This is a genomic window from Chryseobacterium sp. Y16C, from assembly GCF_022488405.1.
Taxonomy (GTDB): Bacteria; Bacteroidota; Bacteroidia; order Flavobacteriales; family Weeksellaceae; genus Chryseobacterium; species Chryseobacterium geocarposphaerae.
Map to the genome: position 1 here is coordinate 3,522,566 of NZ_CP092711.1, position 22,203 is coordinate 3,544,768.

General features: G+C 34.8%; 25 protein-coding genes. 21 read left to right on the top strand and 4 right to left on the bottom strand.

Annotated elements, in window-relative coordinates:
- Positions 1–89 precede the first annotated feature (89 nt).
- The 10 genes from MKS83_RS15925 to MKS83_RS15970 all read left to right on the top strand — a co-directional run bounded on the left by MKS83_RS15925 (position 90) and on the right by MKS83_RS15970 (position 8,585).
- Positions 90–575, top strand: a complete 486-nt coding sequence (locus MKS83_RS15925) for an energy transducer TonB (protein WP_240580409.1) — start codon at positions 90–92, stop codon at positions 573–575.
- A gap of 4 nt (positions 576–579) precedes the next feature.
- The gene (locus tag MKS83_RS15930) at positions 580–1,002 is read left to right on the top strand and encodes an energy transducer TonB (protein WP_240580410.1); all 423 of its coding nucleotides are present in this window, start codon (positions 580–582) and stop codon (positions 1,000–1,002) included.
- Positions 1,003–1,039: 37 nt separating this feature from the next.
- The gene (locus MKS83_RS15935; protein ID WP_240580411.1) at positions 1,040–1,762 is read left to right on the top strand and encodes an energy transducer TonB; all 723 of its coding nucleotides are present in this window, start codon (positions 1,040–1,042) and stop codon (positions 1,760–1,762) included.
- Between the two features lie 120 nt (positions 1,763–1,882).
- Entirely contained in the window at positions 1,883–3,319 is a 1,437-nt protein-coding gene (gene miaB, locus MKS83_RS15940) for a tRNA (N6-isopentenyl adenosine(37)-C2)-methylthiotransferase MiaB (protein ID WP_240580412.1), read from the top strand.
- Between the two features lie 57 nt (positions 3,320–3,376).
- Positions 3,377–3,805 carry a hypothetical protein gene (locus tag MKS83_RS15945; RefSeq protein ID WP_240580413.1) on the top strand — a complete coding sequence of 143 codons (429 nt, stop codon included), beginning with the start codon at positions 3,377–3,379 and terminating at the stop codon, positions 3,803–3,805.
- A 75-nt stretch (positions 3,806–3,880) separates the two neighbouring features.
- Positions 3,881–5,173, top strand: a complete 1,293-nt coding sequence (locus MKS83_RS15950) for a sigma-54 interaction domain-containing protein (RefSeq protein ID WP_100377681.1) — start codon at positions 3,881–3,883, stop codon at positions 5,171–5,173.
- Positions 5,174–5,188: 15 nt separating this feature from the next.
- The gene (locus MKS83_RS15955; RefSeq protein WP_240580414.1) at positions 5,189–5,896 is read left to right on the top strand and encodes a hypothetical protein; all 708 of its coding nucleotides are present in this window, start codon (positions 5,189–5,191) and stop codon (positions 5,894–5,896) included.
- Entirely contained in the window at positions 5,886–6,434 is a 549-nt protein-coding gene (gene lptE, locus MKS83_RS15960) for an LPS assembly lipoprotein LptE (RefSeq protein WP_240580415.1), read from the top strand. Before MKS83_RS15955 ends, lptE begins: the two co-directional genes overlap by 11 nt.
- Position 6,435: 1 nt before the next feature.
- A complete protein-coding gene (locus MKS83_RS15965; protein ID WP_240580416.1) occupies positions 6,436–8,385 on the top strand; it encodes a hypothetical protein in 1,950 nt (649 codons plus the stop codon).
- A gap of 8 nt (positions 8,386–8,393) precedes the next feature.
- Positions 8,394–8,585 carry a hypothetical protein gene (locus MKS83_RS15970; protein ID WP_240580417.1) on the top strand — a complete coding sequence of 64 codons (192 nt, stop codon included), beginning with the start codon at positions 8,394–8,396 and terminating at the stop codon, positions 8,583–8,585.
- Positions 8,586–8,643: 58 nt separating this feature from the next.
- Here MKS83_RS15970 and MKS83_RS15975 read toward each other — a convergent pair whose 3' ends face one another.
- From MKS83_RS15975 to MKS83_RS15990, 4 genes are all read right to left on the bottom strand, one after another.
- Positions 8,644–9,249 (bottom strand): DUF4126 domain-containing protein, encoded by a 606-nt coding sequence (locus MKS83_RS15975; protein ID WP_240580418.1) that lies wholly within the window; start codon positions 9,247–9,249, stop codon positions 8,644–8,646.
- Between the two features lie 53 nt (positions 9,250–9,302).
- Positions 9,303–9,677: a ribonuclease P protein component gene (gene rnpA / locus MKS83_RS15980; protein WP_240580419.1), complete on the bottom strand. Its 375-nt coding sequence runs from the start codon at positions 9,675–9,677 to the stop codon at positions 9,303–9,305.
- Between the two features lie 129 nt (positions 9,678–9,806).
- Positions 9,807–10,532 (bottom strand): ThiF family adenylyltransferase, encoded by a 726-nt coding sequence (locus MKS83_RS15985; protein ID WP_100377687.1) that lies wholly within the window; start codon positions 10,530–10,532, stop codon positions 9,807–9,809.
- Entirely contained in the window at positions 10,525–11,151 is a 627-nt protein-coding gene (locus tag MKS83_RS15990; protein WP_240580420.1) for a TatD family hydrolase, read from the bottom strand. Before MKS83_RS15990 ends, MKS83_RS15985 begins: the two co-directional genes overlap by 8 nt.
- A gap of 97 nt (positions 11,152–11,248) precedes the next feature.
- Between MKS83_RS15990 and MKS83_RS15995 the strand changes: the two genes are divergently transcribed.
- The 11 genes from MKS83_RS15995 (at position 11,249) to MKS83_RS16045 (ending at position 22,189) form a co-directional block, all read left to right on the top strand.
- Positions 11,249–11,878 (top strand): TetR/AcrR family transcriptional regulator, encoded by a 630-nt coding sequence (locus MKS83_RS15995; RefSeq protein WP_100377689.1) that lies wholly within the window; start codon positions 11,249–11,251, stop codon positions 11,876–11,878.
- A 103-nt stretch (positions 11,879–11,981) separates the two neighbouring features.
- Positions 11,982–12,977, top strand: coding sequence for an outer membrane protein assembly factor BamD (locus MKS83_RS16000; protein ID WP_240580421.1), 996 nt, complete (start codon positions 11,982–11,984; stop codon positions 12,975–12,977).
- Positions 12,978–13,018: 41 nt separating this feature from the next.
- Positions 13,019–13,342, top strand: a complete 324-nt coding sequence (locus MKS83_RS16005) for a DNA-directed RNA polymerase subunit omega (protein ID WP_100377691.1) — start codon at positions 13,019–13,021, stop codon at positions 13,340–13,342.
- Positions 13,343–13,465: 123 nt separating this feature from the next.
- Complete coding sequence (coaBC, locus tag MKS83_RS16010; RefSeq protein WP_240580422.1) at positions 13,466–14,668, top strand: bifunctional phosphopantothenoylcysteine decarboxylase/phosphopantothenate--cysteine ligase CoaBC; 1,203 nt, start codon at positions 13,466–13,468, stop codon at positions 14,666–14,668.
- A gap of 37 nt (positions 14,669–14,705) precedes the next feature.
- The gene (locus MKS83_RS16015; RefSeq protein WP_100377693.1) at positions 14,706–15,614 is read left to right on the top strand and encodes a DUF4835 family protein; all 909 of its coding nucleotides are present in this window, start codon (positions 14,706–14,708) and stop codon (positions 15,612–15,614) included.
- Between the two features lie 70 nt (positions 15,615–15,684).
- The gene (locus MKS83_RS16020) at positions 15,685–17,334 is read left to right on the top strand and encodes a DNA repair protein RecN (protein WP_240580423.1); all 1,650 of its coding nucleotides are present in this window, start codon (positions 15,685–15,687) and stop codon (positions 17,332–17,334) included.
- Positions 17,335–17,652: 318 nt separating this feature from the next.
- A complete protein-coding gene (locus MKS83_RS16025; RefSeq protein WP_240580424.1) occupies positions 17,653–19,119 on the top strand; it encodes a DUF5687 family protein in 1,467 nt (488 codons plus the stop codon).
- A 1-nt stretch (position 19,120) separates the two neighbouring features.
- The gene (locus tag MKS83_RS16030; protein ID WP_240580425.1) at positions 19,121–19,846 is read left to right on the top strand and encodes an ABC transporter ATP-binding protein; all 726 of its coding nucleotides are present in this window, start codon (positions 19,121–19,123) and stop codon (positions 19,844–19,846) included.
- Between the two features lie 20 nt (positions 19,847–19,866).
- The gene (locus tag MKS83_RS16035) at positions 19,867–20,805 is read left to right on the top strand and encodes a Dyp-type peroxidase (protein ID WP_240580426.1); all 939 of its coding nucleotides are present in this window, start codon (positions 19,867–19,869) and stop codon (positions 20,803–20,805) included.
- 207 nt (positions 20,806–21,012) lie between these two features.
- On the top strand, positions 21,013–21,579 hold the full coding sequence (locus MKS83_RS16040; protein ID WP_240580427.1) for an RNA polymerase sigma factor: 567 nt from the start codon (positions 21,013–21,015) through the stop codon (positions 21,577–21,579).
- Positions 21,560–22,189, top strand: a complete 630-nt coding sequence (locus MKS83_RS16045) for a hypothetical protein (RefSeq protein ID WP_240580428.1) — start codon at positions 21,560–21,562, stop codon at positions 22,187–22,189. Before MKS83_RS16040 ends, MKS83_RS16045 begins: the two co-directional genes overlap by 20 nt.
- Positions 22,190–22,203: the final 14 nt, after the last annotated feature.

Consider the following 22,203-nt stretch of genomic DNA (forward strand, 5'->3'; position numbering starts at 1 on the left):
AATATTAAAAGGAATTTTACTCTATGGTAAAGTTCCTTTTTTTTTGGTGTAATTTTGGTATTTGTAATTAATAATCTAAAAAGGATATTATGAAAGCAATAGCATTATTTGTAGGGCTCTTTGTGGCGAACTTTAGTTTTGCACAAACAGATCTTGAAGACAGAGATGATTCCTTTATTGTAGAAAACAACAAGAATCTTTTAAAGATAGATATCAAAGAACCATTTTTGCAGATCGCAGCAAAAAACTGCAATGATTTTAAAGCAGCCAGTTACGAAGGCGGAGCTACAGCTTACAAAGAAGTACTAAAAAAATATATGTATACCTATCTTAATTCTGATTTCTATACATTGTCGGGAGACTTTACTTTTACTTTAACTATTGATGCTACCGGAAAAGTAATCGATATTTCCGGAGACCCCAAAGTATTGAATAGTGAGGTATTCTTTGATGACATGCAGTATGTGGTGAGAAGAATTAAAAAAAACTGGATACCGGCTACCTGCAACGGACAGCCTATAAAATCCGAGATGAAACTTAAGATGACCTTCTCATCAATGTCTGCGGATATGTAACGCTATGAAAAAAACTATTATAACCTTATTTTTATTCTTTATCGGCTTTAAAGGATACGCTCAGGAATCACAATCTCAAATTCAAAAAGAAAATATAACAAACTCACAAACTGCCGAATTTCCCGGTGGAGATTCGGCTTTTGCCAATGAATTTCTGAAAATGATTCACGCTTATATTGATTTACAGAAATATGCAGTGAACGGTAAATTTGTTTTCGTTTTTGATGTAAATCCGGATGGTAAAATTGGTAATCTTGATGTCTTACCCAAAGTAAAAAACAGCGAAATGTTTATTGAAGACATGGAATTTGCGATCAAAAAAGTAAAAAAGAAATGGAAACCGGCAATGAAAGACGGTCAACCAGTAATTTCTAAAAAAATAATTAAAATCAATTTTACTACAGACCATTTTGATCATGGAGATTAGATAGGTTTATTATAAAACATAAGTTATTATATATTATATGAGAAGAAAGATTATTTTAAGCTTATTAATGATCCTAAGTATTGGATATAATGGGCAAACTATAGTTGATTCTTATCCTGAAGGAGCTGAATCTTATAAAGGAGGGGATAAGCAGTTTTATAAAGATTTTCATAATGTTTTGATAGATAAAAATGTAAAACCTTGTGATAATAAAAATGAATACTATGTAATAGATATATTGGTATACCCAGATTCATCTATTAAATTTATAAAAGATAATGATTCTCTTAATATACAGAAGAATAAATGTACGTATGAAATGACAAGAGAGGTTTTTAAATATTTAAAAGGATGGAATCCTTTGATAGTTAATAATCAAAAATTTGTAGGATTAGCAAAATATACAATCTTTCCAGATTATCTTTTTGAAAAATATAAAGAAGGGTATGATATAAAAGATTTCAGAAAGCCGGCGGAGTATCAAGACGGAGGGCTAAATGGTTTTAGGAAAAAAATTGCAAACTCTTTCGATATGGCTGCTGTAAACGAAACTGGCTATCATCAAATTCTTATTTCTTTTGTAGTTGATGAGAATGGAATAATGGGAAAACCTTACTTAGAGAAAGAATCAAATAGTTCGAGTTTTAATGAACAAGCATTAATGGTTGTAGAAAGAATAAAGGGAAAATGGAAACCAGGGATGTTACATCATATACCTGTAAAATATAAAGTTAAATTACCATTAGTAATGACGTTTTAATTATCTCCTGACATTCTGTCACAATATTTTGTATCTTTGCAAATTAATCCAAAAGTTCAAAGTTTAAAAATCAGGTCGGAAAACCTTGAACTTTAAATAGTGAACCTTAAATAGACAGTTGTGCAAGAAAAATATATAGACGAAACAAAACAAGGGGAAGCTTTTGCGATTGCAGAAAAAGAGGGTAACTCTAAGAAATTATTCTTGGAGAGTTATGGTTGTCAGATGAATTTCTCTGACTCTGAGATTGTTGCATCCATTCTTAACGAACAAGGATACAATACCACTTTGAAAGCAGAAGAGGCAGATCTTATTCTTCTAAATACATGTTCTATCCGTGAAAAGGCTGAGCAGACGGTGAGAATGCGTCTTTCTCAGTTCAAAAACCTGAAGAAAGAAAAACCGAATATGACGGTAGGTGTTCTTGGATGCATGGCCGAAAGACTGAAAACCAAATTCTTAGAAGAAGAGCAATTGGTTGATCTTGTTGTTGGTCCGGATGCCTACAGAGACTTACCCAACTTGTTGAAAGAAACGGAAGATGGTAGGGATGCGATCAATGTAATTCTTTCAAAAGAAGAAACCTATGCAGACATCAATCCCGTTCGTTTAGGAGGAAATGGTGTTACAGCTTTTGTTACCATTACGAGGGGGTGTGATAATATGTGTACATTCTGTGTGGTTCCGTTTACAAGAGGTAGAGAAAGAAGCCGTGATCCACATTCTATTTTGGATGAATGTAAAGATCTTTGGAATAATGGCTATAAAGAAATTACACTGCTAGGTCAGAATGTAGATTCTTATCTTTGGTATGGAGGTGGACCTAAAAAAGATTTTGCCAAAGCATCGGAGATGCAGAAGGCAACGGCGGTGAACTTTGCACAATTGCTTGATTTAGTCGCTAAAGCTGTTCCTGAAATGAGAATCAGATTCTCGACATCAAATCCTCAGGATATGAGCCTTGATGTTTTCAAGATGATGGCAAAACACGAAAATATCTGTAAATATGTTCATTTACCAGTTCAGAGCGGAAGCAACAATATGTTGGAGGCGATGAACAGACAACATACTCGTGAAGAATATTTAGAATTAATTAAAAAAGCTAAGGAAATTGTTCCGGAAGTTGCATTTTCTCAGGATATGATCGTTGGTTTCTGCAACGAAACTGAAGAAGATCACCAGGATACATTGAGCTTGATGAGAGAAGTGGAATATGACTATGGTTATATGTTTGCTTACTCAGAAAGACCCGGAACTCCGGCTCATAAGAAAATGGAGGATAATATTCCTGCAGACGTTAAACAAAGAAGATTAGCAGAAGTCATTGCTTTGCAGGGAGAGTTGTCCAGAAAACGGATGAAATCTTACGTAGGGAAAACTCATAAAATTCTAATTGAAGGGATTTCTAAAAAGAATAAAAACCAGTGGAAAGGAAGAAATTCTCAAAACGCGGTTTGTGTATTCGATATGTTGGAAGGTCAGAAAATTGGTGACATTGTGGATGTTTTTGTATTTGACAATACACAAGGCACACTTTTAGGGGAAACTGTAAAATAATCTTCCCGGAACTATAATAACAAATTATTATCATTATTAACTTTTAAAACTCAGACAATGGAAAAATTTCAGAAATATTGCCTCAGTGTTTTATTGGTGATAATTTGCAGCAATATTTCGGCACAGATAAACAATGGTGCTACAGAAGCTGATGATTGCGGATTCTATGAAATTTATAACCAATTTTTAAATCATGAATGTAAAGCTTCACAGAAGTTCTGCATAAAAGAAAAATCTGGGCATAATTTTGCGATCCATTATAAGCGGAATGCTGCTGAAGCTTTTGGCAGATTTTTTACTGAAAATCAGCAGAGTCAGTTTTATAAAAATAAAGCAGAAGCTAATTTTTCTGAAAAAGAAAAGCATAACAGGCTTCTGAAAAACTTTGAAAAAAACAGTAAAGAAAATCTCTTTACTGAAATCCTATATTTTAAAGCTAAAGTTACAAAGGTTAGAAACAAAGATGATTTGAATGTGATTGGTTAAAATTTAATCCATTTTAAACTAATTCAAGATCTACGGCTGTAGATCAAATTTAAATCAACAATCTAAAATTTACTTATGAGTAACGAGTTACAAAATATAAAAAACCGTTTCGGGATCATCGGAAACTTCCCGGCTTTAAACCGCGCTTTAGAAAAAGCCATTCAGGTTGCACCAACTGATATTTCAGTCCTTGTGATTGGAGAAAGTGGGGTAGGAAAAGAATTTATTCCTAAAATTATTCATTCAGAATCAAAAAGAAAACATCAGCCTTATATTGTTGTGAACTGTGGGGCGATTCCGGAAGGCACCATTGACTCTGAATTATTCGGTCACGAAAAAGGAGCTTTTACAGGAGCAACAGCAACAAGGAAAGGATATTTTGAAGTTGCGGATGGAGGAACGATCTTTCTTGATGAGGTAGGAGAATTGCCATTGCAGACGCAGGTTCGTTTGCTGAGAGTCTTAGAAAGCGGTGAATTCATGAAAGTGGGTTCTTCACAGGTTCAAAAAACAAATGTAAGAATCGTGGCAGCTACCAATGTGAATATGATGAAGGCGATACAGGACGGAAGATTCCGTGAAGACTTATATTACCGTCTGAATACTGTACAGATTGATATGCCTGCTTTGAGAGAAAGAAAAGGAGATATCCATTTGCTGTTCAGAAAATTTGCAATAGATTTTGCAGAAAAATACAGAATGCCGGAACTGGAACTGGAGCCGAGTGCTGTTCATTATATTGAAAATTATACGTTTCCGGGGAATGTCCGACAGTTGAGAAATTTGGTCGAGCAAATGACGGTGGTGGAAAGAAACAGACATATTACGGTCGAGAAACTGGCAGAATACATTCCTATGGATGCTCATCTGCCAATGGTTGTTAATCAGCCGAATACACAAAAGCAAAGTGATTTCAGCAGCGAAAGAGAAATTATGTACAAAATTCTCTTTGATATGCGAAATGATATAAATGATTTAAAATCCTTAACTTCGGAATTAATAAAGAACCGCGGAGCTGCAGATCTGAGCAATCATGAGAAAAATTTGATCAACAGAATTTATACTCCTGAAACTCAGCAGAATGTAGCGCCGAATTCTTTGTTGTATTTTGAAAATCAGAACAATAACAATCAGCATATTCAAAATCCTACCATTATTTCTAATCCGGATGATAATTTTGAAGATTTTGAGGATATAGAAATTGAAGAAAATAAACCAGAATCCTTATCACTTCAGAATAATGAGAAAGATCTGATTGTGAAGGCGTTGGAAAAGCACAACGGACGCAGAAACAAAGCAGCGGATGAACTGGGAATTTCGCAGAGAACTTTATATAGAAAAATAAAACAATATAATCTAGAAGACTAAAATCAAACATAAGAAATGAATATAAATTTAATGCCTAAACCAATCAATTTTAAGTTCGGAGAATATATTAATAAAGGAATTGATCTTTTAAAGAAAGATTTTGGAAATGTTTTTGTGGGGTTTTTAATGTGCTTTATCATGTCAATTATCCCTTTCTGCGGACTTCTGGCGGCGGGAAATTTATATAAATATCTTCGAAAACTAAATAAGAATCAGCCGACAAGTCCTGGAGAAATATTTGATTTCAAAGACTTTATGCCTTATTTTATTTTGCAGCTAATTATCATTGCAGGTGTCATTGTTTTGTATATCCCAATAATGATTTTGGCTGTTTTAGGAGGATTAATGTCTAATGAGAATGGTGAGCCAAGTGCAGGAGTAATGATTTTTATGTTTCCTTATATGTTTTTAATGATTATAGCATTATATTATTTCTTGTTGAGAGGGTTTTATATGATTCCATTAATCAGTTTTAAAGGAATTACGGATATAAAAACAGTTTGGAATATTTCAACAGCAATGACTAAAGGTAATTTGTGGTCAATTCTACTTTTTGCAATTGTTGTGGGTATTTTATCTCAAATTGGCATCCTAGCTTGTGGTATTGGTATTTTTATTACCATTCCGTTTATGTATGCTGCTAATTATTTTGCCTATGAAGATGCTATCCAACAAATCGAGCATGATGAAATTACAGAAATCGGATCTAAAAATGAGTTTTAAAATTAACAATATCAAAATAAACCAGCCAAAAATCTTTTGGCTTTTATTGCTTTGTTTGAATGTGTTACATTCCTGCTACGGCTTTTCGGGTTCATCCCTTAAAGATGAAAAAACAATACAGATTAATGAATTCCCGAACAATGCAGCATTGGTGAATCCGGCTCTGTCACAGCAGTTTTCTACAGACATTCAAAACAGATTTTTACAAAGAACTACGCTTAAAGGAACAAAACAAAGTCCTGATATTTTGGTGGAAGGGGAAATTACAGATTATTCCATCACTCCTACTACTATTAGCTCAACTACTTCTAATACAAGTGCAGGGGTTATTCAGGACTCACAGAATAAACTGACAATTACCGTGAAAGTCCATTATGAAAATAAGATACATCCTGAGCTGAGTTTTGACAGGACGTATACAGATGAAGCGACTTTCAACAGTAATTTATCGCAAAGTGATATAGAAACTTCTCAGGTGAAAATTGTCAACGAAAGAATTATTAATAAAATATTTAACGATATTGTAGCAAACTGGTAAGATGAATCCTAGAGTTTTAGAGCTATTAAAAAATCCGAAAAACATTCAGCCGGAAGATGTACATCTTTTGAGAGGGGAGATTGATGCTTTTCCTTATATTCAAAATATCAGAGCATTGCATCTGTATGGAGTGCACCTATATGAAAAAGAGAATTATCAAAGAGAGCTTTCCACTACGGCCGCATATACCACAGATAAAAAGATTCTTTACCAACTTATCAATGGTAAGATCCAACAAAAGCCTAAACCGAAGATTCAAGAGCAAATTGTTCAGGAAGATAAAACAGACCAGGAACCTAAAACTGCTCCTAAACAGCAATACTACCAGAATAGTAGTTTCCCTTTAAGAAGGGAAAATGAAACAACTAATGATGTTTCATGTGATTTTCAGTCAGCCGGACAAGTAGCTACTTACGTTTATGTAAACGGAGAAAGAAACCGGATTTTATTTGAAGGGGAAGAAAATTTCCTTACAGAAGAAAATACACATACAATTACCCTGACTCCGGATTCATTGAACGTATCAAACAATGAGGTTTTTGGAGAGATTGAAGAAGTAGAGCCGGAAACAATTGTTGAGGAAAAAGAAGTTGAATCAGAGCCAGTAAAAGAGGAAATTCTGGAAGAGCAGGAAGTAAGCTTCCATGAAATAGAAACTTTACAGCCGGATATTCAGATCGAATCTAATGAAGAATTGGAAGAGGTTGCTGCGGAAATGGAAGTAAAAGAAGAGGATAGAGCAATAGAAAAAGCTGATTTTACTCCTGAAAAGATCATTGATGAAAATCAGATTTCAACAGAAAAAGAAAATATTCAGGATAAAGAAGAGCTTAGCTTTCATGGAATGGAAGCTTTTTTACCGGAAGTAAAAATTCAGACAAGTAATTCTAAAGAAGTCATTACAGAAATTTCTCAACCCAACCTCACCAAGCATGAAGAAGAAATGCGTCGCCTGATAGAAGAAGTTGAGAAAAAAATGAAAGAGAAGGCAGCTTCTGAAAAAATAAAAGAAGAAGAACCTGAAAATATTGGTCATGAAATCAGTTTTGCAGAAACTCAAAGTTTTGAAATAGCGGTTACTCAAGCTAAAGAAGAATTGAAGGAGGGAAATAGAATTGAAGAGCTTGGGCCTAAAGCTGTTGAGGTAGAATCGGAAAAAGGAAATGTAGCGGAAAAACCGACGGAAGAGGAGCCGATAGAAGTAAAATCTGCATGGAAACCGATGTCTATCGAATCGAACCTTCCGGATTCTTTATTGAGCAAACCTGCGGAAATTACAAGTCCAAAAATAGAGATGCCTCAGGAAGAAATACCACAAGAGGAAGAGATATTACCTAAAGTAGAAGAAGCTTCTGAAGTCGTTAATGATATTCCTGAGCAAAAAGAAGAGCCTTTAGAAGAGCTCAAAACAGAACAAGAAACTTCGCAAGTGACGGAAGAACATAAAGAAGATGTTCCGGTGATGAATGTTTCTTTCTTTAGCTCAAACTGGACGATTGCCCAGCCCGAGAAGGAAGTTCAGAATACAGAAGAAAAAGAAGACGTTAACGAAGAAAAGAGAGAAGAAGCTTTACCTGATGCTCCAAAGAAAAATCTTCTGGACAGTAATGTTCCAGGATTTATTAATACGTGGCAAAGCTGGCTGAAGATTGACAGAACGGAAGAAGTTGAAAAAGAAAAAACGGAAATAAAAGCTAAAGCGATAGAAAGCTTTATAGAAAACAATCCGAAAATCAGTCAGTTAAAAGAAGAAAGTACTTATGTGGTGAAAGAAAAAAACGATGATATTTCTCACTTAATGACCGAAACGCTGGCAACGCTATATTTCGAGCAAAAGCTATATACAAAAGCGATAAAAGCATTTGAAATATTGATTAAAAAGAACCCGGAAAAAGAAGAATATTTTAAAGATAAAATTCAGGAAATAAAAGATTTCCGTAGTAAAAACTAACATTATTTATGCATTTACTTGTAATCACACCGTACGGAATACTATTGTTCGCTGTTGCCGTTATTGTTCTGTATATTGTGGCAATTTCGACCCTCTTTAAAAATAAGGCAGGTATCTTACCTTATCTCGCTCTTATTTTATTTCCGGTCTTTGGTCCTCTCGGGATTGTTTTTGGAGATTATATGAAGAAAATAAAATAAAAAAAGTCGGCTGAAAATTCATTTTCAGCCGACTTTTTTTATCATTGAAATCAAATTTTCAGTCTGAACTGGCATTTTGGTTTCTTCTTAGTTTTTTCCAGGCTTTTCTTCCTACGGAAAGTGCAAGGAAAATAAAAATTATAGCAAGTATACCTGCAAAAATAGGAGCTGCCATGGCTAAAACAGACATCAATCCAGCTCCTGCAGTCTCAGTGGTTCCTACCACAGGATTTCCTAATCCTCCGGTTGTTGCCGTAGAAGCCGCCCGAATTCCTGCAAATCCGGTACTGATGGTTGCTGCCGTTCCTCCACCGGCAATTAAAGCTAAAGCCCATTGTGGAAAGGTGCCTAAATCGGTAAACTGACTTGCAAATAAGATAGATCCTGCTATGGTAGCCATAGGAATAGAAATGGTATCTAAAAGATGATCTAAAAAAGGAATATAATACGCAAGAATTTCAAAAACAGTTGCTACACCGGTTGTAATAAGAGTAGGAAGACCTGTAAGCCATTCAAAGCTTTCACTCATAGGGATCCAGTGGAAATATGAGGCTAAGCTTACCGCAAAAAGCGGAAGAAAAACCCTGAATCCGGTGGCTGCAGCCAAACCGATACCAATAAATGCACTCAGGATATAAGGGAGGTAAGGAATATTATCTAACATTTTATTTTTCAGATCAATAGTTCCTTTTAAAGGTACAAAAAATAGATAAATATTTATTGCCTTTTTTGAGACGCACAAAGTTTTATAAACTGTTCCTCTACGTCCTGAAATTTTGCAGGAATTTCAGAAGAAACCCAAAACAGCATGGCAAAAGTTTTCTCACCGAAAGCTTCTTTAAATATATCTTTATTTAAACGATAAGCTTCCCTTAAAAGTCTCTTCACTCGGTTTCTGTGAACAGCCTTTTTGAAATATCTTTTAGAAACCGAAACCCCGAATTTAGCCTGATCAATAGGAATGGTCGGTTTTTCCTTTAGAACAATAATTCTCAGATTTCCACATGTTTTCCATTTACCTTTCTCGAAAAGTAAAGCGATTTCAGTCTCTTTTTTGAGCTTTTCGGCTTTGGAATATTTGAAGTTTGTCATTTACGGACTGTAAATATAGTGGAATTTTTATTTAAAAGCCTCGACTTCGCTTAGTGTAGCAATCCAAAGATAGTATTAGGAATGTCATGCTGAGCGAAGTCGAAGCATCTTAATATTTTTAATGGAAACTTAATCTTTCTTTACAAGATAATTAATCACTTCGGCGGCGGCATATAATCCAAAAATAGCAGGAATGAAGCTTATAGTTCCATAAAAAGAACGTTTAAAGTTGGTTCCGTCAGTCATTTTCAGGCTGTCATCTTTTTGAAGCTCATCAGAGAAAACGCATTTAAATCCTTTATTGATTTTATCTTTTCTCAATCTTTTTCTTACCTGTTTTGCCAGATAACAGTTTTGGGTTTTGCTGATATCCTTTACCATGACTTTGCTTGGGTCGGTCTTTCCTCCGGCTCCCATAGAGCTTACAATTTTTATTTTTCTCTTTTTGGCAGCTTTTATCAGGCAAAGTTTTGGAGTTACGCTGTCGATACAGTCAAGAACATAGTTGAAATGTCCTTCATCAAGAACCTGATCCATTCTTTCAGGGTTCAGAAATTCGTTAATTTTTATGAGATTGAGATTAGGGTTGATATCCAAAAGCCTTTCCGCAACAACTTCTACTTTATGTTTTCCTACTGTAGAATGCAATGCCGGAAGTTGTCTGTTGATATTGGTGATGTCTACGGTATCTCCGTCTACAATCGTCATGTTTCCTACTCCGGCTCTGGCGAGAAATTCCGCTGCAAAAGAACCTACACCTCCCAATCCGACAACTAAAATATTCGCTTTGTTAAGCTTTTTCAATCCTTCTTCTTTAATGAGAAGTTCTGTTCTTTCCAACCAGTATTTATCCATGTGTTATATGCTCTAAATTTTCTAAAATCTGTTCATTCAGTACCTCTAAAGAAATCCCTTTTATATCCGCAACTGTTTTATATAATGTCGCTATATCAAAATCTTCGTTATCGGTTTCCAGAAAGATTCTGTTTAAAGGGGTAATTTTCAAAGTATTCTGCAAAGATAAATTATACAAAACGGCTTTTCCAAAACTCAGGTAAAAATTATTTTTAAGAAGATCCCGGGCAATGTTTTCTTTTTTGTTGAATCCGTGAATAATCATCGCCTGATTAGCCTTTTTTCTGAAAGAAATTACTTCATAAAATTTTCGGACACAATGAATGATGAGAGGCTTTTTCACCTCATTGGAAATTTCAATTTGTTTTAAAAAAACATCTTCCTGTATTTTCTGGTCAATAGGAACCAAAGAGTCTAAACCACATTCTCCGACAGCAAAACAGTTTTCTGTAATATTATCTTTCAACCAGTGAAACTGTTCTGTGATCTTATCGTGTTGAATATCTTTAGGATGAATTCCAATAGAATATAAAGAATCTGGAATTTTATCGGAGAGGCCCATATTATAAATTCCAAAGGGTACATTTTTCTTATGATGATGAAAATCAAAGTAATTCATGATCAAAAATACAATTTTTAAGACTTGGATCAACAATCCTAAACAAACGTTTATAAATATGTTAAAAATTTCCTAACTTTACTCAAACTCAATCCTCATGAGAAAAAAGTTTACCGAAAAGCAGATTCATATTTTAGATATAGCAGAAGAACTGATCGCAAAAAAAGGATATGAAGGGACCTCCGTAAGAGACATTTCTTCTAAAGCGAATATCAATGTAGCGATGATTTCATACTATTTTGGGTCTAAGGAAAAAATGATGTCTTATCTCTATCAATACAGAGTTTTAAAAACAAGAGAGAACTTTTCAGAATTTGCGGATACGATTAAAGACGGTAAACCCGAAATGCAGATGAAGGAGATGATTAAGTTTATCGTAACCCAGCTTTTTAAATACAATTATTTTCATGGTTTCGTAACTCAGGAGCTTAGACATACCGATAATTTAAAAGATGAACTGTTGGATTTCTACCAGCTTTTTGTAAAAAAAATAGATGAAGTTATCAAGAAAGGAGTGGCTTCCGGAGTATTTACCTTTACTCCTAAACCTGAAGACATCTTAACCACGATTATCGGGTCCACATTATTCGTGATCAGAAACAGGAATTTTTATGAACTGTATGTTCCTCATAAAAATGATGAGACCTATGCAAAAGAAGCCGAGAAAAAAATAAGAATGAATCTCTTATTGAGTGTTTTTGCAATTTTAGGATACGCTGCGGACTAAAATTACGTTAAATAATCATAAAAAAAAATCTTTTGGCAAAAAAGTTATATTTTTGCAAATTAGTAAATCGGCTGTAAAATCCGAAAACTGTTGAATTTTTTATATGAAAAAATATATTTTAGGTCTTTTTGCACTATCTGTTGTTGTATCATGTGTGAGCCAGCAGGAAAGAGCTATGAGAAGTGCTGATAAAAACTACATTTTAAAGGCGGCAAACGAAAATTTTGCAAAGAAGAAGTGGAAAAATGCTTTAGCTCTTTATGATAGACTTACCAATCTGGTAGCAGGTACGGATGATTTTCCTAATGTTGGTTTCAATACGGCTTATGCAAACTATTATGATAAAAACTATAAGCTTGCAGGGCACCAGTTTAAAAATTTTGCAGTAAGTTTTCCTAAAGATCCTAGAGCGGAAGAAGCAGCTTATATGTCTGCATTGTGTTATTATGAAGGATCAATGGATTATAATTTGGATCAGTCTAGTACAGAACTTGCGATTAATGAGCTTCAGGATTTCTTAAATAACTATCCTAATTCTGAAAGATCTAAAAATATCAATACGCTTATTGAAGAACTTTCATATAAATTGGAATTTAAAGCCTACGAAAACGCAAGACAGTATTTTAAAATGGGAGATTATAAATCTGCCAATATTGCGTTGGAGAATGTTTTGGAAGATTTCCCAAGTACAAAACTTCGTCCGAAAATTTATGATTTTATCATGAAATCCCGTTACGAGTTAGCTGCTAGATCTGTTTACGATTTGAAAGAAGAGCGTATTGAAAGTGCACTTTCTTTTACAAAACAGGTAGAAAAAGAACTTCCTAATACGGAATATGCAAAAACAGCTTTAGATCTTAGACAAAAACTGGAAAAAGATAAGAAAGACTTTGCTGTTGTAAAGAAAAATACAGAAGCGAGAATAGCTACTCTTACCGAAAGACAAAAGAAGGAAGCTGCTAAGCTTGCAGATAAGGCAAAAACCGAGCAGCAACTGAAAGATCAGGTTTCTGCTGAGAAAAAAGCAATGCAGATCCAAAGGGATAGTGCGGCGCTTCAAACACCTCCGCCTGCAGCCACTTTCAAAATTCAAAGATAATTTGTAAATTTGCCATCTTAAAATAAAATAAATTTCTCAAAATGAGCGTAAAAGATACAAAAGCAGAAGTAAATACGATTACTTACGATAAAGATAAGATTGAAGAAAAAGTAGGTTCAATCTATGAAGCTATTGTTATCATGGGAAAAAGAGCAGAGCAAATCAATGCAGAAATTCGTACAGAATTGCACAACAAACTGGATGAATTTGCTGTTCACAACTCTACATTGGAAGAAGTTTTTGAAAACAGAGAGCAGATTGAAATCTCTAAACACTATGAAAAACTTCCAAAACCAACTTCTATTGCAATTGAAGAATGGTTAAATGATGATGTATACTTCAGAAAAACAGAAGATAGAAAATAATCCTCTGTCTTTTAAATATACAAAGGTCATAGAGAAATTCGTTTCTTTATGACCTTTGCTATTTTATATAATGGCCGTTATTGGAAAAATAAGTAAATTAGTGATTCAAAAAAATAAAACTCAATGAGTGTTTCCGGCAAAAAGATACTGATTTCCGTTTCTGGAGGAATTGCAGCTTACAAAATTCATTTCTTGATAAGAGATTTTGTGAAAAAAGGAGCGGAAGTTCAGGTCATCATGACTCCCGATGCAGAAAATTTCGTTACAAAACTGAGCCTGTCTACCTTATCAAAGAAACCTGTTTACACAGATTTTTATGGAGATAACGGAACCTGGAATAGCCATGTAGAATTGGCATTGTGGGCAGATGTAATAATTGTTGCTCCCTGTACCTCCAATACATTGTCGAAAATGGTTCACGGAACCTGCGATAATTTACTGATTGCAACTTATATGTCGGCAAAATGTCCTGTATTTATTGCCCCTGCAATGGATTTGGATATGTATCAACATCCTTCTACCAGAAAAAATCTCGAATTAGCGGAAAGTTATGGTCATTATATTATTCCTGCAGAAAGCGGTGAATTAGCGAGTGGATTGATCGGACAAGGAAGGATGGCGGAACCTGAAACCATCGTAAAAAATATTGAAGAATTTTTTAATGCCCCCCAAAATAAATCCTTGGAAGGAAAAACGGTTCTTATCACAGCAGGACCTACCTATGAAGCAATCGATCCCGTTCGCTTTATAGGAAACCATTCTTCAGGAAAGATGGGATTTTCTCTGGCGGAAGAAGCGGCAAAAAGAGGAGCAAAAGTGATTTTGATTTCCGGACCGAGCGCTGAAAAAACAACTATTCATAATATCGAAACCCATAGAGTAACATCCGCAAAAGAAATGCTTGAAAAAGTGTTTCAGTTCTATGAAAACGTAGATATTGCAATTGCAAGTGCAGCTGTGGCGGACTATGCACCGAAAGAAGTAGCAAAAGAAAAAATTAAGAAAAATGACGATAACTTAACCATAGAGCTTATTAAGAATCCTGATATTCTTAAGACTATGGGAGAGAGAAAAAATCGTCAGTTTCTGGTTGGATTTGCTTTGGAAACCCAAAATGAAGAAGAAAATGCCAAAGGAAAATTAGAAAAGAAAAATCTGGATATGATTGTCCTGAATTCTTTGAGAGATAAAGGTGCCGGTTTTAAAAATGATACCAATAAAATAAAAATCTTTACGAAAACCGAGAAAACGGAGTTTGATCTGAAATCTAAAGATGATGTGGCTAAAGATATTTTCGACTTTATTGAAAATCAACTATTAAAATAATTTTTATAAATTTCCGTTCTCAATTTTTAAATAAACAATGAAAAGAATTTTAAGCATATTTTTTATATTTTTTCTATTTAACTTTAGCTTTTCCCAGGAACTGCTTTCTACGGTTCAGATCAATGCTCAGCAGATGGGAGGAAGTAACCAGCAGGTGTATAAAACGCTTGAGAAAAGTCTTAGGGATTTTATCAACAACACGAGCTGGACAGGAAAAAAATTGCAAAACTTTGAAAAAATTAAATCAAATTTTGCGATTATTATCAGCGAGAAAGACGGAAATAATTATAAAGGAAGTATTGTTGTACAGGCTGTTCGTCCCGTATTCAACACCAACTACGAATCACCATTGCTTAATATTCAGGATACGAAATTCGGATTCGAATATGTGGAAAATGAAAACCTGATTTTTAATGAGCGTCAATTTTCCGGCAAAAACCTGATTGATGTGATCAGCTTTTATGTGTATTTGATTTTGGGATATGATGCAGATAGCTTTCAGGCAATGGGAGGAACGCAGTGGTTTACAAAAGCACAGCAGATTGCCCAGAACTCTCAGAACAGAAACTACGAAGGTTGGGCTCAATTGGGAACAGAAGGTCCAAGAACGAGAGGAAATCTGATCAGTACTTTGCTGAATTCAAATACTAATCAGTTGAGAAATACTTTCTATACTTATCACAGAATCGGGTTGGACGGGCTTTACAATCAGGATCAGACTCCTTCCAAAAAAGCTATTTTCGACGGCTTGATGCAGTTAAAAGTATATGAAAACAATTTTCAGCAGAACTATGCTTTCAATCTTTTCATTGAAGCAAAGAGTGATGAGATTTTCAATATTTTCAATTCCGGAAATAACGGAGGAATCATATTGGGTGATTTAAAACAGCTTATGATTATTTTTGCTCCGAAACATACTGACTCCAAGTGGAATAAATGGAAGTAGGAAAATCTATTCTTAAATCTTAATTGGAAATTTTATATTTGCAGGAACAATCGTTATCTGCTATTGATTTATGCTTTCGAGAATCTATATAAAAAACTTTGCCCTTATTGATGTCCTTGATGTATCCTTGCATAAGGGACTACAGGTAATCACCGGGGAAACCGGGGCCGGAAAATCAATTATTTTAGGTGCACTTCGTCTAATCTTAGGAGAAAGAGCAGATATAAAATCCATTTCCAATACCGAAGAAAAAAGTATTGTGGAAACCGAGTTTTCATTGAATAACCGCTTCAAGAAATTTTTTATAGAAAATGACCTGGATTACGATCAACAGACGATTATAAGAAGAGAAATTCTTCCATCGGGAAAATCCAGAGCTTTTATCAATGATGTTCCGGTAACGCTGGATGTTCTGAAAGAGCTGTCTTCCCAGCTTATTGATATTCATTCCCAGTTTGAAACTTCCAATCTTTTTACGGCAGAATACCAGTTTAAGATTATTGACGGACTTTCCGAGAATAAGAAAATCGTGGAGGAATATCAGCTTGAGTTTTCGGATTTCCAAAGTTTAAAAATTCAACTTAAGAGGCTGCAGACACAGCTTGCTGAAACCAACAAAGAAAGTGATTATAAAGAATTTTTACTGAACGAACTTGAAGAGCTTAAGTTGGACGAGGTAGATTATGAAGAGCTGCAAAACCAGCTCTCTATTCAGGAAAATGCAGAGATGATTTCTGAGAATCTCGCACAGATTTTATCGAGATTTCATCAGGAGGAAGTAGGGATTCTTTCATTCTTTAATGAAGCCAAAAATAAGCTTTCCAAGATATCAGAGGTTTCCAATAGTTTTTCGGATCTGGATGACAGGCTTGAAACATCTTTTGTGGAAATCAAAGATATTATTTCCGAACTCGAGGATGAAGCCGAAAAAATTGAAATGAATCCTGAAAATCTGGTGTTGCTTTCTGAGCTTAACAATAAAATAAATTCATTATTTCTAAAACATAGTGTTTCTGGAATTGATGAATTGAAGGAAATAAGAGATCAGCTATCTGGAGATCAGCAAGGAGCTTCTGAACTGGAAGCTAATATTGAAGCTATAGAGGAAAATATTATTAAAAAAGAAAAAACACTTCAAAACCTCGCAGAAAGGCTTTCCAAAAACAGAAAGAAAAGTATTCCTGTCTTCATTAAAAAAGCTGAAGATCTGCTTAAAAAATTAGGATTGGAAAAAGCGAAAGTGGATATCCAATTGCAGGATTCTCCGGATTTTAATCAATTCGGGAAAGAAAATATTCAGTTATTATTTCAGGCAAATTCAGGTTTTCCTTTAAAGCCTATTCAAACGGCTATTTCAGGAGGTGAAAGATCACGTGTAATGTTGGCTGTAAAGAAGATTATTGCAGAAAGTGATGAGCTACCAACATTGATCTTAGATGAGATTGATACCGGAGTTTCAGGAAAAGTAGCCGAGGAAATTGGAAATCTGATGCGTGAAATGTCTTCGGACATGCAGCTTATCGTGATTTCCCACCTGGCGCAGGTTGCAGCAAAAGGGAATAACAACTATAAAGTGGTAAAACAGGATGTCTCCGGGAAGACACAGTCTACCATTGTGCCTTTAAGTGACGAAGAAAAACTGAATGAAATTGCTCAGTTACTTTCCGGAAGTAAAATTACGGAAGCCGCTATGGCACAGGCAAAAGAACTTATTGGGTAACTTAAATTTAATTAAAAATATAAAAAGACTTTCGGATTTTTGGAAGTCTTTTTTATTGTATTAAAGTAGAATGATATTACTGTTATTTTCTGATTTCTTTCTTGAAATAAGGCCCGTCATTCTGAACGGAACTAAGTGGAGTGAAGAATCTTTTCATTTTTGCAAGGATTCCTCCTTTGTCGGAATGAAATTTTGTAACAAATTTTATTTTATATTCACATTCCTATATAACAAAAGATTAACTTAATGAAATAACGTTATTTCATCAAAATCTGTAACATTTTTACCCATATATTTACTAATGTAAAAAAGATAACTATGTTTTTTAAATTTCTGAGACTAGAATTCAAAAGCTTTTTTCGAGGTTCCTCTTTGGGGATCAATTTGGCGATGAAGATTCTCCGCCTTATTGCGATTCTTTATTTTATGGTCTGTTTGCTTGCAGGAGCTTTCTTCGTATTCTTCTATATTCAGGAAGACTTGCATGGAAATCCTCTAAAGATAGTTTCTAAATTTTTAATTGCAATTTGGGCAGTCGATTTGATTGTGAAATATCTGTGGCAGGAAATGCCGACACAAAACATCAAGCCTTTTCTGACATTAAATATTCCGAAGAAAACACTGGTCAACTACATGGTAAGTAAGACTTTTCTGTCTGCTTTCAGCTGGCTGAACTCCCTGTTTTTTATTACTTTTTCGGGTATCGCCATTTTCCACGGATATGATGTAATAGGCGTTTTAGCCTGGTTGGTTGGAGTTTCCCTGTTGTTTTATCTGAATAACTTTATCAACATCATTTTTAACGATAAAGAGACTGTAGCAATTATTGTAGGATGTATTTTTGCCGCAGTAGCCGTTCTTACCTATTATAATATTATTCCTGTACTGGAATATTCTGAGAGATTTTTCTTTAATTTTTATGAAAGGCCTTATTTCATAGTTATTTCAATTGTATTATTTGCTGGTTTGTGGAAGATTTGTTTTAATTATATTCATAAAGTCTTCTATCTGGATCAGGGATTGGAAGTGAAAAAAGCTGTCGGTAAGACAGAAAATATCGCTTTCCTGAATAAATACGGAGCCATAGGAACATTTATCAATAATGATATTAAAATGCTGAAGCGAAACAAGGTTACCAAAGGAATTTTACTGGGAAGTGTTCTGTTTCTGTTTTATGGAATGCTGATGTTTTCTTCACCCATCTATAAAACTCCGGCGATGACCATGTTTATGGGATTGTTTGTGACGGGAGGCTTTCAGTTTTTATTCGGGCAGAGAGTTCCGGCATTCGATAGCTCGTATTATCCGCTTATGATGACCCTGAATGTTCCTTACAAAGAATATTTAAAGGCAAAATGGTGGCTGATGAATATTGTAACAGCAGCTTCTATGGTGTTGGCGGTTTGCTATGCTTATTTCGGCTGGGAAATGTATGTGACGTTCTTTGCTGCCGGGATTTATAATATTGGGGTGAATTCTCAGTTTACCCTTTGGTCGGGTGCATTTAATAAAACTCAGATCGATCTGAATTCAAAAGAAAAAAGATTTGGTCAGAAAAATAGTTTTAATATCAAGGCTTTACTTTTATTAATTCCGAAAATGTTTTTACCAATGGTTGTATTTGGTATTGTGCAGCGTTTCTTTGGAATTACAGCAGGAGTTATCAGTGTGGCGATCATGGGATTGATCGGATTTGTATTACGAGAAAAAATCTTTGATATCATCGTGAAACATTATAAAGTAGAAAAATACAGTACATTAGAAGCATTCAAAAACAAAGATTAATATGATCACTATTAATAATTTATCAAAAACATACGGTAAAGCGACCGTTTTAAATATAGAAAGCCTTGAAATTCCTAATGGCGAAACTTTTGGTTTAGTAGGAAATAACGGAGCGGGAAAGACGACACTCTTCAGCCTAATGCTGGATTTAATTCAGGCAACAACAGGTTTTGTAAGTATCGACGGAATAAAAGTAAATGAATCCGAAGCATGGAAAAATAAAGTTTCAGCCTTCGTAGATGATTCTTTTTTGATCGGATATCTTACTCCTGAAGAATATTTTTATTTCATCGGAGAATTGAGAGGGCAGAATAAAGCTTCTGTAGATGAATTCTTAAAACAGTTTCATGATCTTTTTAATGGTGAAATCCTAAACTCTGGGAAATACGTTCGTGATCTTTCAAAGGGAAACCAGAAAAAGGTAGGAATTGTTGGCGCAATTATCGGAAATCCTGAAATCATTATTCTGGATGAGCCTTTTGCCAATCTTGACCCTTCTACGCAAATTAAACTTAAAAATTTAATTAAAGAATTATCAAAACAGGATGGGGTGACTTTTCTTATTTCCAGTCATGATCTTTCGCATACAACAGAAGTCTGCAACAGAATTGTGGTGGTGAATAAAGGACAACTGGTAAAAGACATTCAGACGAACCCTGAAACACTGAAAGATCTTGAGCAGTATTTTGCAGATCAGGTATCTAAGCCGGCCGAAGAAATTATATAATTCAATTTAAAATAGTAAAAATGGCAGGTGCTGAATCCCAAAATGTAACCGACTATCCAAACAGCAATACGATTTTTATGGTTTGGAAATTGGCTGATGATCCTAAACTGAAAGAAGTTTTTCAACAATTGTGTGCGTTGGTGCTCAATCTTAATAATTCTGTTTTCAACAGGTTTCCGGACAGCAGAGCAAGCTGTGTATTCGGAATTGGATATCGTGCATGGAATATCCTAGGTCTTCCGGCTACGCTCCCTAAAGAACTTGCCAGCTTTGAAGAGATAAAAGGAGAAAAGCATACTGCAGTCTCTACACCGGGAGATTTTCATTTTCATCTGAGAGCCGATAATAAAAGTATTATTTTCGATATGGCAGTTGAAATTTCAAAATTATTGTCCCCTGTTGCGGAAAGCATTTTGGAAATTCATGGATTTAAATATTGGGACGACCGCTCAATTCTTGGTTTTGTAGACGGAACCGAAAACCCGCATAACGAAGACCGGGATTTCTTTGCTAAAATCGGAGATGAAGATCCACAGTATAAAGGTGGAAGTTATCTTTTCACTCAGAAATATCTTCATAATATGAATGCTTGGAGAAGCCTCTCTACAAAAGAGCAGGAAAAAGTAATAGGAAGATCAAAAGAAAATGATATTGAAATGTCGGATGATGTTAAGCCTGCAAACTCTCACATTGCACTAGCTAATATTGAAGGTGAAAACGGAGAGGAACTGAAAATTGTCAGAGATAATATGCCATTCGGAAGCCCTTCAACAGGCGAGTTTGGAACCTATTTTATTTCTTATGCCAATACATTCTCAACAACAAAAAAAATGCTGACGAATATGTTTATTGGGAATCCTCCGGGAAATTACGACAGGATTTTAGATTTTAGTACAGCTGTGACTGGAACGCTTTTCTTTGTTCCGACCAGAGATATGCTGGATGAATTTTCAGGATAAAATAAGGAGACAGATTTTTTCTGTCTTTTTTAATTAAACAGTATGACTTGTCATTCTGACGAAGGAAGAATCTCCTCACTTAAAACGGATTCTTCACTGCATTTCATTTTGTTTAGAATGATAGAAAAGAATAAATTTTTCAAAAAAATGTTTTTTTGTGTAACCTTTTCAAAACTTTGTTGTCTTTAAGATAGAAACAGATAATTCATGAAGCTTTTATTTGGAAATAAAAAAGAAGATTTGCTCAGCCACCTCAAGAAACAGGATCCGGCTGCACAGAAAGTTTTCTATGAGCAGAATGTCAAAAAGTTTCTGAGTGTGGCTAAAAGCTACATCAGCGATTTGTATCAGGCGGAAGACTGTGTCATTAAAGCTTTTTGCAAAATTTTTAAGCATATTGAAAGCTTCCGTGGAGAAGGAAATCTGGAAGGATGGGCAAGGCGAATTGTAGTAAACGAGTGTCTTAACTTTATAAAAAGCCATAAAACCGTTTTTTATATTGATGATATCAACCCGTCATTTATGATTGAAGTTCCTGAAGAGGAAGTGATTTTTGACTTCAGTGCTCAGGATCTTTTAGACCAGCTTCCGGATGCTTACAGAATGGTTTTCAACCTGTATGTATTGGAAGGCTATTCGCATCAGGAAATTGCCGATACCTTGAAAATTTCCACTGCAGTGAGCAAAACCCAGCTGTTTCGGGCAAAAGAGAAGCTGAGAGTACTTTATCTTCAACAACAAAAAACGATGAAAAATGAACACATTCAGAGATAATTTGGAACACCAGATAAAAAAACAGATCGAGGAAAGAGAAATTGCTCCTTCAAGAGATCTCTGGTCTGAAATAGAATTGCAGAAAGAAAAACCTCATTCTAAATTCCCAATGAACTGGGTGTTGATGGCAGCATGTATTATACTTGTTTTCGGTTTGGGTTTTGTGCTTTTCTCAAATTCTTCAGAAAAAAATAATATCCAGAATAGTAAGATCACCAAAGTAAAAGAGGTTTTTCCACAGGAAAAAACAACTGAAAAGATAAATGAAAGTACAGTTGCTGAACCTGTATATGCAGAGGAAGTTATTCGGGAAAGTAAAGAGCCTTTAGCTAAAGCGATCAATGAAGTTCAACAATCACCTAAAGTTTTAGTAGAACAAATACAAAAGGAGAATCCAAAAGATGAAGCTCAAGTGATCGTTCCTGAAGTTTCTAAGATTTCTGCTCCTGCAGATAAGACTGTGGCTCAAGCTGAAGATGCTAAGAAAACTCCGGTAAAAAGGAAAAAATACGTAGATCCGGCTACTTTGCTTTTCTCAGTAGAGCATAAGGATGTGATCGAAAAAACAAAAGAAAGCAATGTCGCAGCCGTTGATCTGAACGGTAGATAATACTAAATTTTAAC

Bases quoted from the DNA above. Each gene is read 5' to 3' on its own strand.
- MKS83_RS15985 (WP_100377687.1), bottom strand. From the start codon at position 10,532: ATGGATAAATACTGGTTGGAAAGAACAGAACTTCTCATTAAAGAAGAA.
- MKS83_RS16020 (WP_240580423.1), top strand. From the start codon at position 15,685: ATGCTTTCGAGAATCTATATAAAAAACTTTGCCCTTATTGATGTCCTT.
- MKS83_RS15950 (WP_100377681.1), top strand. From the start codon at position 3,881: ATGAGTAACGAGTTACAAAATATAAAAAACCGTTTCGGGATCATCGGA.
- MKS83_RS15935 (WP_240580411.1), top strand. From the start codon at position 1,040: ATGAGAAGAAAGATTATTTTAAGCTTATTAATGATCCTAAGTATTGGA.
- MKS83_RS16040 (WP_240580427.1), top strand. From the start codon at position 21,013: ATGAAGCTTTTATTTGGAAATAAAAAAGAAGATTTGCTCAGCCACCTC.
- MKS83_RS15930 (WP_240580410.1), top strand. From the start codon at position 580: ATGAAAAAAACTATTATAACCTTATTTTTATTCTTTATCGGCTTTAAA.
- MKS83_RS15995 (WP_100377689.1), top strand. From the start codon at position 11,249: ATGAGAAAAAAGTTTACCGAAAAGCAGATTCATATTTTAGATATAGCA.
- MKS83_RS16015 (WP_100377693.1), top strand. From the start codon at position 14,706: ATGAAAAGAATTTTAAGCATATTTTTTATATTTTTTCTATTTAACTTT.
- MKS83_RS15970 (WP_240580417.1), top strand. From the start codon at position 8,394: ATGCATTTACTTGTAATCACACCGTACGGAATACTATTGTTCGCTGTT.
- MKS83_RS15955 (WP_240580414.1), top strand. From the start codon at position 5,189: ATGAATATAAATTTAATGCCTAAACCAATCAATTTTAAGTTCGGAGAA.
- MKS83_RS16025 (WP_240580424.1), top strand. From the start codon at position 17,653: ATGTTTTTTAAATTTCTGAGACTAGAATTCAAAAGCTTTTTTCGAGGT.
- MKS83_RS15925 (WP_240580409.1), top strand. From the start codon at position 90: ATGAAAGCAATAGCATTATTTGTAGGGCTCTTTGTGGCGAACTTTAGT.
- MKS83_RS15945 (WP_240580413.1), top strand. From the start codon at position 3,377: ATGGAAAAATTTCAGAAATATTGCCTCAGTGTTTTATTGGTGATAATT.
- lptE (WP_240580415.1), top strand. From the start codon at position 5,886: ATGAGTTTTAAAATTAACAATATCAAAATAAACCAGCCAAAAATCTTT.
- MKS83_RS16030 (WP_240580425.1), top strand. From the start codon at position 19,121: ATGATCACTATTAATAATTTATCAAAAACATACGGTAAAGCGACCGTT.
- MKS83_RS16035 (WP_240580426.1), top strand. From the start codon at position 19,867: ATGGCAGGTGCTGAATCCCAAAATGTAACCGACTATCCAAACAGCAAT.
- MKS83_RS16045 (WP_240580428.1), top strand. From the start codon at position 21,560: ATGAACACATTCAGAGATAATTTGGAACACCAGATAAAAAAACAGATC.
- coaBC (WP_240580422.1), top strand. From the start codon at position 13,466: ATGAGTGTTTCCGGCAAAAAGATACTGATTTCCGTTTCTGGAGGAATT.
- MKS83_RS15975 (WP_240580418.1), bottom strand. From the start codon at position 9,249: ATGTTAGATAATATTCCTTACCTCCCTTATATCCTGAGTGCATTTATT.
- MKS83_RS15965 (WP_240580416.1), top strand. From the start codon at position 6,436: ATGAATCCTAGAGTTTTAGAGCTATTAAAAAATCCGAAAAACATTCAG.
- MKS83_RS15990 (WP_240580420.1), bottom strand. From the start codon at position 11,151: ATGAATTACTTTGATTTTCATCATCATAAGAAAAATGTACCCTTTGGA.
- MKS83_RS16000 (WP_240580421.1), top strand. From the start codon at position 11,982: ATGAAAAAATATATTTTAGGTCTTTTTGCACTATCTGTTGTTGTATCA.
- rnpA (WP_240580419.1), bottom strand. From the start codon at position 9,677: ATGACAAACTTCAAATATTCCAAAGCCGAAAAGCTCAAAAAAGAGACT.
- MKS83_RS16005 (WP_100377691.1), top strand. From the start codon at position 13,019: ATGAGCGTAAAAGATACAAAAGCAGAAGTAAATACGATTACTTACGAT.